The sequence below is a fragment of the Kitasatospora sp. NPDC001309 genome (genome assembly GCF_042896295.1).
Classification (GTDB): domain Bacteria; phylum Actinomycetota; class Actinomycetes; order Streptomycetales; family Streptomycetaceae; genus Kitasatospora.
The window spans coordinates 41,687-48,857 of record NZ_JBIAXC010000063.1 but is presented as its reverse complement, the minus strand read 5'-3'; the positions used below and the strand labels follow the sequence as shown (position 1 = coordinate 48,857).

General features: G+C 74.9%; 7 protein-coding genes. 2 read left to right on the top strand and 5 right to left on the bottom strand.

All coding sequences use genetic code 11. From position 1 onward, the window contains the following. Positions 1-158: 158 nt before the first annotated feature. Together ACFY2K_RS39260 and ACFY2K_RS39255 are read right to left on the bottom strand one after the other, a co-directional pair. Positions 159-851: a DedA family protein gene (locus ACFY2K_RS39260; RefSeq protein WP_375895971.1), complete on the bottom strand. Its 693-nt coding sequence runs from the start codon at positions 849-851 to the stop codon at positions 159-161. A 203-nt stretch (positions 852-1,054) separates the two neighbouring features. After that, positions 1,055-1,876, bottom strand: coding sequence for a class I SAM-dependent methyltransferase (locus ACFY2K_RS39255; RefSeq protein WP_387717435.1), 822 nt, complete (start codon positions 1,874-1,876; stop codon positions 1,055-1,057). Between the two features lie 256 nt (positions 1,877-2,132). On the opposite strand from ACFY2K_RS39255, the gene fabV reads away from it, so the two are divergent. Next, on the top strand, positions 2,133-3,353 hold the full coding sequence (gene fabV / locus ACFY2K_RS39250) for an enoyl-[acyl-carrier-protein] reductase FabV (RefSeq protein WP_380531331.1): 1,221 nt from the start codon (positions 2,133-2,135) through the stop codon (positions 3,351-3,353). Here the strand turns inward: fabV and ACFY2K_RS39245 are convergent. Further along, on the bottom strand, positions 3,296-4,540 hold the full coding sequence (locus ACFY2K_RS39245; protein WP_387717433.1) for an MFS transporter: 1,245 nt from the start codon (positions 4,538-4,540) through the stop codon (positions 3,296-3,298). The genes fabV and ACFY2K_RS39245 overlap by 58 nt on opposite strands. Positions 4,541-4,708: 168 nt before the next feature. Between ACFY2K_RS39245 and ACFY2K_RS39240 the strand changes: the two genes are divergently transcribed. After that, positions 4,709-5,026: an ArsR/SmtB family transcription factor gene (locus tag ACFY2K_RS39240; protein WP_380531336.1), complete on the top strand. Its 318-nt coding sequence runs from the start codon at positions 4,709-4,711 to the stop codon at positions 5,024-5,026. Positions 5,027-5,054: 28 nt separating this feature from the next. Here ACFY2K_RS39240 and ACFY2K_RS39235 read toward each other — a convergent pair whose 3' ends face one another. Together ACFY2K_RS39235 and ACFY2K_RS39230 are read right to left on the bottom strand one after the other, a co-directional pair. Next, positions 5,055-5,849 (bottom strand): spermidine synthase, encoded by a 795-nt coding sequence (locus tag ACFY2K_RS39235; protein WP_380531360.1) that lies wholly within the window; start codon positions 5,847-5,849, stop codon positions 5,055-5,057. Between the two features lie 71 nt (positions 5,850-5,920). Then, positions 5,921-6,892: an alpha/beta hydrolase gene (locus ACFY2K_RS39230; protein ID WP_375895979.1), complete on the bottom strand. Its 972-nt coding sequence runs from the start codon at positions 6,890-6,892 to the stop codon at positions 5,921-5,923. Positions 6,893-7,171 lie beyond the last annotated feature (279 nt).

The window sequence follows — 7,171 nt, the reverse complement described above, 5'->3', positions numbered from 1 at the left end:
GCCCCCCCCGCGGTTTGGGGGCGGGCGGGCCCCCCCGGGGGGGGCGGGCACCCCGGGGCCGCCCCCCCCCGGCCCCCCCCCGGGGGGGGGGGCGGGCGCGGCTCCTGCACGGCCGCTCCCGATGGGCGGCCGTAGGTGTCAGTGCTGTCGGTGCGGTGTCACTCGGCGACGGGCGCCGTGGCCGACGAGGCGGCGGTGCCGGCCCCGGCGGCCGCAGCGGCCTTGGCCGCCTCCTCCGCCTCGATCTTGGCGTGGGTCTTGGCCGCGCGGCGCTTCATCACCCAGGCCGAGGCCGCCCCGATCACCACGGCGGCCGCGAGGCCCGCCCAGGAGAACCGGGAGAGCCAGGGCTCGATGGCCTTGCCGACCTTGTAGACCAGCAGGGTCGTGCCACCGGCCCAGACGATGCCGCCCAGCACGTTGGCGATCAGGAACTTCCAGTACGGCATCCGGAGCGCGCCCGCGAGCGGACCGGCGAAGATGCGCAGCAGGGCGATGAAGCGGCCGAAGAAGACCGCCCACATGCCCCACTTCTGGAAGGAGCGCTCGGCGGTGGCCAGGTGGGAGGGCCCGAAGTGCTTGGGGAACTTCCGTCCGAGCTTCTCGAACAGCGGCTTGCCGCCCTTGCGGCCGATCGAGTAGCCGATCGAGTCACCGATGATCGCGCCCGCGATCGCGCAGATCGCGATCCCCCACGGGCTCACCACACCCTTGACCGCCATCAGGGACGCCGTGACCAGCGCGATCTCGCCGGGCAGCGGGATGCCCAGCGACTCGATCCCGATGATCAGGCCGATCAGGGCGTACACCGCGGTCGGTGGGACGCTCTCGATCCAGGCGTCGATGTGCAAGGCCAGTACCTCCGTGGCAGGTCGGGCCGGGGTCGGCTCCCCGTGGAGCCGCACGCCCGTCCCGGCGGTTGTCCGATGGCGGCACCCTGGCCGCTCCCCCCGGGGCGCAGCCTAACGTGCCGGGCGGCCCGTCCCCCTGGCCGATCACCCGTTGTTACGACGTACGTCCCGACTCCCATAGTTCCAGGCCGACCGGCATTTCTTCAAGATTCGGTAAAACGCAGTGCGACGACCGACGGACGCTGCTTGATCACGCGCGCGAGCGGCAGCACGGCGCGCAGGAGTCCACGCCCGTCCTCCGGGTACACCTCCCGCACGCCGGTGACCGCCGGGTGGGCCTGCGCCAGCTTGCCGAGCTCGTCGGCGTCCATGCCGAAGGGCATCGGCGGGGCCTGGTAGTGCCGGTCCCGCAGCTTCCCGGCCACGGCCCGGCGGCCGGCCCAGCGCGGTACCGCGTCCAGCACCAGCGCGCCGCCCGGGAAGCGCTCGGCGCAGGCGGCGATCAGCGCCCGGACCTCGGTCGGCCGCAGGTACATCAGCAGGCCCTCGGTGGTGATCAGCACGCCGCGCGCCGGGTCCGGGTCGACCTCGTCCATCCAGCGCGGGTCGGTGGCCGAGCAGGCGAGGATCCGGTGGCGGTCGTCCGGCGGCAGCAGCTGCTCGCGCAGCCGGGCGGTCTCGGGCAGGTCGACGGACAGCCAGCTCGCCCGGCCGTTGTCGACCCGCCAGGCCTGGGTCTCCAGCCCGTCGCCGAGGCCGACCACGGTGCCCCGCGGGTACCGGTCCAGGAAGTCCGCGACCTCCCGGTCGAAGCAGGCCGCCCGCAGCGCCTGCACCTGGCTCACCAGCCGGGACTCCCCGAACCGGGCGGCGAACGGGAAGTCGATCCGCCCCACCAGCCCCACCGCCACCGGGTCGTGCAGCACCGCGTCGGGCCGCCGGGCCTCCACCGCCCGGTGCCACAGCGTCCACAGCGCCGTCTCGGGCACCTTCCCCAGCTCCGGACGTTCCCCGCCACCGCTCACCGCTCACTCCTTCGGACGTGCACCGTGCTCCGGCATGAACCCGCCGATTCTGACACCCGCCCCGGACCGCCCCTCCCGGCGACGCGCCGCGCCGCGGGGCGGGGCGGGCGCGTCAGTGGCGGAACACTCCAAGATCCACTCGTGATCGTTGTGCCCGGCGGTGGCCGCTGGCCGCCTCCGTGCTGTCCCAGACTGGCAACGCGGCGCCCTCTCCGGCAGCCGCCTCCACCACCCGGCCCACCCAAGGACTGCCACCGTGAGCGAGCGCGTTCTCATCCCCCGCAACCGGGGGTTCCTCTTCCTCGACTCCCACCCGGCGGGCTGCGCGCGACTGGTCGCCGACATGTGGCGGGACTGCCCCGACCCGGCCCGACTGCCGGACGGCGAAGGGCCGGTGGCCCTGATCATCGGCTCCTCGGCCGGGTACGGCCTGGCGGCCACCGTCGCCGGGCTCAAGCGGGCCGGCATCCGCGGCATCCTGGTCTCCTTCGAGAAGGGCCCCACCGAGCGGCGCACCGCCACGGCCGGCTGGTACCGCACCGCCGCCACCGCCGAACTCGCCCGCGCCGCCGGTCGGGACGTGGTCCTCCTCAACGGCGACGCCTTCTCCGACGCGATGAAGGACCAGGTCGCCGACCTGATCGAGGAGCGCTTCGGCGGCCGGCTGGACCACCTGGTCTACTCGGTGGCCGCGCCCCGGCGCACCGACCCCGACACCGGCGCCACCTACGCCTCCGTCCTCAAGCCGATCGGCCGGGCCGACCGCACCAGGACCCTCGTCTTCGACGACCGGGGCCACCCCGAGGTCCGCGAGGTCGGGACCGAACCGGCCGAGGGCGACGACATCGAGCAGACCGTCGCCGTGATGGGCGGGGCCGACTGGGAGCGCTGGATCGACCGCCTCTCCGCCCGGGGGCTCCTCGGCGAGGGCTTCACCACCGCGGCACTCTCCTACATCGGCTCCCCGCTGACGGCGGCGATCTACCGGCAGGGCACCATCGGCGCGGCCAAGGCCCACCTGGAGGCCACCGCCCGCGCCCTGGACGAGCGGCTCGGCCAGGCGGTCGGCGGGCGGGCCGTCACCTCCGTCAACGGCGCCGCCGTCACCCAGTCCTCCACCGCCGTCCCCGGCATCGCCCTCTACACCGGGCTGCTGCGCGGCGTCCTCGGCCCGGACATGGTCCCGCCGGTGCACCAGCTCGCCACCCTGTGGGACCAGCTCACCGGCGCCGCCCCGCTCCTCCTGGACGACGAGGGCCGGGTCCGGCTGGACGGCTGGGAGCTCGCCGAGGAGGTCCAGGCCGCCGTCGCCGAACGCTGGGCGGCCGCCACCACCGACACCGTGGCCGACCTCGCCGACCTCGACTGGTTCCACGCCGAGGTCCAGCGCCTGTACGGCTTCGCCGTCCCCGGCGTCGACTACACCGCCCCGGTGGCCACCGACGTCCCCTGGCCGGGACCGGGACCGGTGTCCTGACCGGCGGCCGCCGGGGCCGCGGCCCCGGCGGTGGTGTCCGGCCCGGGGGTGACCCGGCGGATGCTCAGCAGGCCGAGCAGGGCGACGGCCCCGCCGACGACCGGTACCGCGGCGGGGCCGACGCCCGAGAGCGCCAGCCCGCCGAGCCCGCCGCCGAGCGCCACCCCGAGGAACTGCGCCGAGAAGTGCAGTCCGAGGGCCTGGGCGCGCTGGTCGGGCGCCAGTCCGGCCAGCCGGGTCTGCTGGCCGATGCCGCCCGACCACCAGGCGGCGCCGAAGGCGAACACCAGCGGGAACACGACGGCCGTGGAGATCAGCGGGGTGTCGGTGACGGTGAGTGCGGCCAGCACCGCGAGCAGCCCGGCGATCAGGGTGAGGGCACCGCGCAGCACCGCGGCCACCCCCCGCCGGGCGATGAGCCTGCTGGCGGTCCGTCCGGCGAGCAGTCCGCCGGCCCCGAACACGATCATCAGCGCGGCCACCCCGTTGCTGCCGAGCCCGGTCGCCCGGTGCACCACCGGGTCCAGGTAGGTGTAGACGCCGTAGGCGGCCAGGAACAGCCCGAAGGTGGTCGCCAGGCCCCAGCGGACCGGGGCGCGGCGCAGCAGGCCGAGCCGCCCGGCGGCGGCGTTGCCGCCCGGTGGGACCTCGGGCAGGCCGGTACGGACGGCGACGGCGGTCAGCACGGCGAGGAGCGTCACGAACCAGAAGGACGCGCGCCAGCCGAGGGCGGAGCCGATGACCGTCCCGATCGGAGCGCCGAGGGTGAGGGCGACGGCGTTGCCGCCCGCGGTCACCGAGATCGCCCTGGGCAGTTCCTCGGGGGTGCAGAGCGCGGCCGCGGTCGCGGCGGCCGGGGCCGCGAAGAGAGCGGCGCCGAGGGCGGCGAGCACCCGGGCGACGGCGAGCACGGTTAAGTCGGGGGCGATCGCGGCGAGGGCGTTGGCGAGGGCGAAGAACAGCGCGGCGCCGGTCAACAGCCGTTTGGGCGGCACCCGGTGGAACAGTCCGATCAGGGGTGGCCCGGCCAGGGCGTAGACCAGCGCGAACACCGTGACCAGCTGGCCGCAGACGGAGACCGAGCTGTGCAGGTCGTGCGCCACGCTCGGGAGCACTCCGGCGATGACGTAGCCCTCGGTGCCCACGGTGAAGGTCCCCAGGGCCAGGAGGTGGATCCGTGGATTCATGGTTCGACGGTACAACATCTGTTGAACCTTTGGAACGAGGGCTCCGCAGAGGAGACCTGACGACACCTCACCACCACACCTGCCGCGCCGGGGGCCGGACCGCACGCCGGAACGCACGCCCGGAACGCACGCCCGGAACGCCGCGAACGGCGAACGTAGAATCGAGCCATGCGAGATGCGTTCCACGCCGAACCGGCCACTGTCAGCCTGGCCGAGGCCATGCACGGCCTCAGCGATCCGCTGCGGCTGCGGATCGTCGACCTGCTGGCGCGGGAGGGCGAGACCGAGTGCTCGGTGATCTACCACGCCCTGGGCATCAGCAAGTCGAACGCCTCGCACCACTTCCGGGTGCTGCGCCAGTGCGGACTGATCCTCCGCACCGCCCAGGGCCAGCAGCAGAGCGCCCGGCTGCGCACCGAGGAGTTCGAGGAGCGCTTCCCGGGCCTGCTCCGCGCAGTACTGGACAACATCGACCGCGCGGCCTGACGGGCGGCCGACTCAGCGTGCTCCGCCTTCAGCCCACGCTGAAGGCGCCGTCCGGCGGGGGCGGGGAGTCGGTGGCGTCCGCGTCGGTGACCGGGGCCGTGCGGCCGACCAGGGCGGCCAGCTCCGCGCCGTCGGTGAGCCGGGCCGGGAAGATGTCGCCCGCCAGCAGCCGGGTCAGCTCCGCCACCGGCAGTGGGGCCGTCGAGCCGGCCAGCATGATGTTGCCGTACCGGCGCCCGCGCAGCACCGGGGCCTCCGCGACCAGGCACACGTACGGGAACACCGCCCGCACCGTGGCCGCCTGGGCCCGGGCGAAGGCCAGCGGCGGGCCGTCCGCCAGGTTGGCCGCGTAGCAGCCGCCCGGGCGCAGCGCCGCCGCGGCCAGCCGGAGGAACTCCACCGAGGTGAGGTGCGCCGGGGTGCGGGAGCCGTGGAAGACGTCCGCGATCAGCAGGTCCTGCGAGCCGACCGGGGTGGCCGCCAGGGCCGCCCGGGCGTCGCCGACCGTCGCGGTGACGTCCGCGCCGGGGCCCTGCCAGGGCAGGTGCGCGGCGACCAGTTCCAGCAGCGGCCCGTCCACCTCCACCACGCGCTGCCGCGAACCGGGGCGGGTGGCGGCCAGGTAGCGCGGCATGGTGAGCGCGCCACCGCCCAGGTGCAGCACGTCCAGCGGCCGGCCGGCGGGCGCCAGGGCGTCGGCGAGGTGGCCGAGCCGGCGGGTGTACTCGAACTCCAGGTGGGTCGGGTCGGCGAGGTCGACGTACGACTGCGGGGTGCCGTCCAGGGTGAGCAGCCAGCCGCCGTCCCGGTCGATGTCCGGCATGAGCTTGGCGAAGCCCAGGTCGGTGGCCCGGCCGACCGGCACCGGCTCGTCCGCCTCCACCGGCCCGTCCGTCACGCGGGCTCCCCCACCGGGCGCACGTCCAGGTAGGCCGCCAGCCAGCGGTCCAGCTCGGCGAACACCGCGGTCCGGGCCGTCTCGCCGGACAGCACCAGGTCGTGCATGCCGCCCTCGATCCGCACCACCGTGACGTGCCGGCCCAGCCGCGGCCCCTGCGCGGCGATGTCGTCGGCGCGCAGCACCCCGTCGGCGTGGTGCAGGGCGTTGTGCCACTTGGTGGTGGAGACCGACCTCGTCGAGGCCATCAGCAGCACCGGCACGTCGATCCCCAGCCCGTGCCGCAGCTGCCGGTGCCCCTGGTGGATCGCCGACAGCCAGCCCGCGTACAGCGGGAAGCCCTCGGCCGGCTTGAGGGTGAGGTCGAAGTCCCACTCGCCCTTGTGGTCCTTGTGCAGGCTGTGGGTGTAGTGCGGGTTCAGCGAGGACGGCAGGATCCGGGTCGGCTTCATCCGCGCGAGCGCCGTCACCACCGGCCCGCCCGCCGTCCGCACGGCCGCCCCGGCGGGCATCGACAGGAACGGACTGTTCAGGAACAGCCCGTCCACCAGCCCCCGCCCGGCCCGGCGCCCCGCCCACAGGGCCCCCACCAGCCCGCCGGTGGAGTGCCCGTTCAGCAGCAGCTGCCGGTGCCCGTCCACCTCCCGGATGATCCGCACCGCCTCGTCGATCTCCTCGTCGTACTCGGCGAGGTCGCGGACGAAGTTCGGCGACTGGTGCGGCCGCAGCGAGCGCCCGTACTTGCGCAGGTCCAGGGCGTAGAACGAGAACCCGAGCGCGGCGTAGTGCTCCGCCAGGTTGGTCTGGAAGAAGTAGTCGTTGTACCCGTGGACGTACAGCACCGCCCGCTCCGCCCCCGGCACCACCCGCCGCACCAGCGTCGCGCAGACCGCCCCCTCGTCATCGGACCGCAGCGTCAGCTCGGCCGCCTCGTAGGGGGCACCCAGGATGTCTTCCCGAAACTCCATCTGCCGCCGCACCCGTCCCTCTGCTCCGCCCGCCCTTCCGGCAGGTCACCACCCGTTCCGCCCCCGACCATACCGGCCGGTAGCCGCGGCCCGCGCGGCAGCCGTCCCGAATCGCTCCGGGGCGAACGGCCGGAGGCCGGGGTGGCGACGGTCGGCGGGTGGAGGGCCGCCGTCACGTGCGCGGCCACGGCCTGGACGACGCTGCCCGGCTGTCGCCCCCGCTGACGCCGTCGTGCACCGCGCAAGGGTAGCCGTCCGCGCTTCCCCGTCGCTTCGCGT

Excerpts from the sequence above, each read along its gene's own strand:
- ACFY2K_RS39245 (WP_387717433.1), bottom strand. The coding sequence starts at position 4,540 with ATGAATCCACGGATCCACCTCCTGGCCCTGGGGACCTTCACCGTGGGC.
- ACFY2K_RS39230 (WP_375895979.1), bottom strand. The coding sequence starts at position 6,892 with ATGGAGTTTCGGGAAGACATCCTGGGTGCCCCCTACGAGGCGGCCGAG.
- ACFY2K_RS39240 (WP_380531336.1), top strand. The coding sequence starts at position 4,709 with ATGCGAGATGCGTTCCACGCCGAACCGGCCACTGTCAGCCTGGCCGAG.
- ACFY2K_RS39235 (WP_380531360.1), bottom strand. The coding sequence starts at position 5,849 with ATGCCGGACATCGACCGGGACGGCGGCTGGCTGCTCACCCTGGACGGC.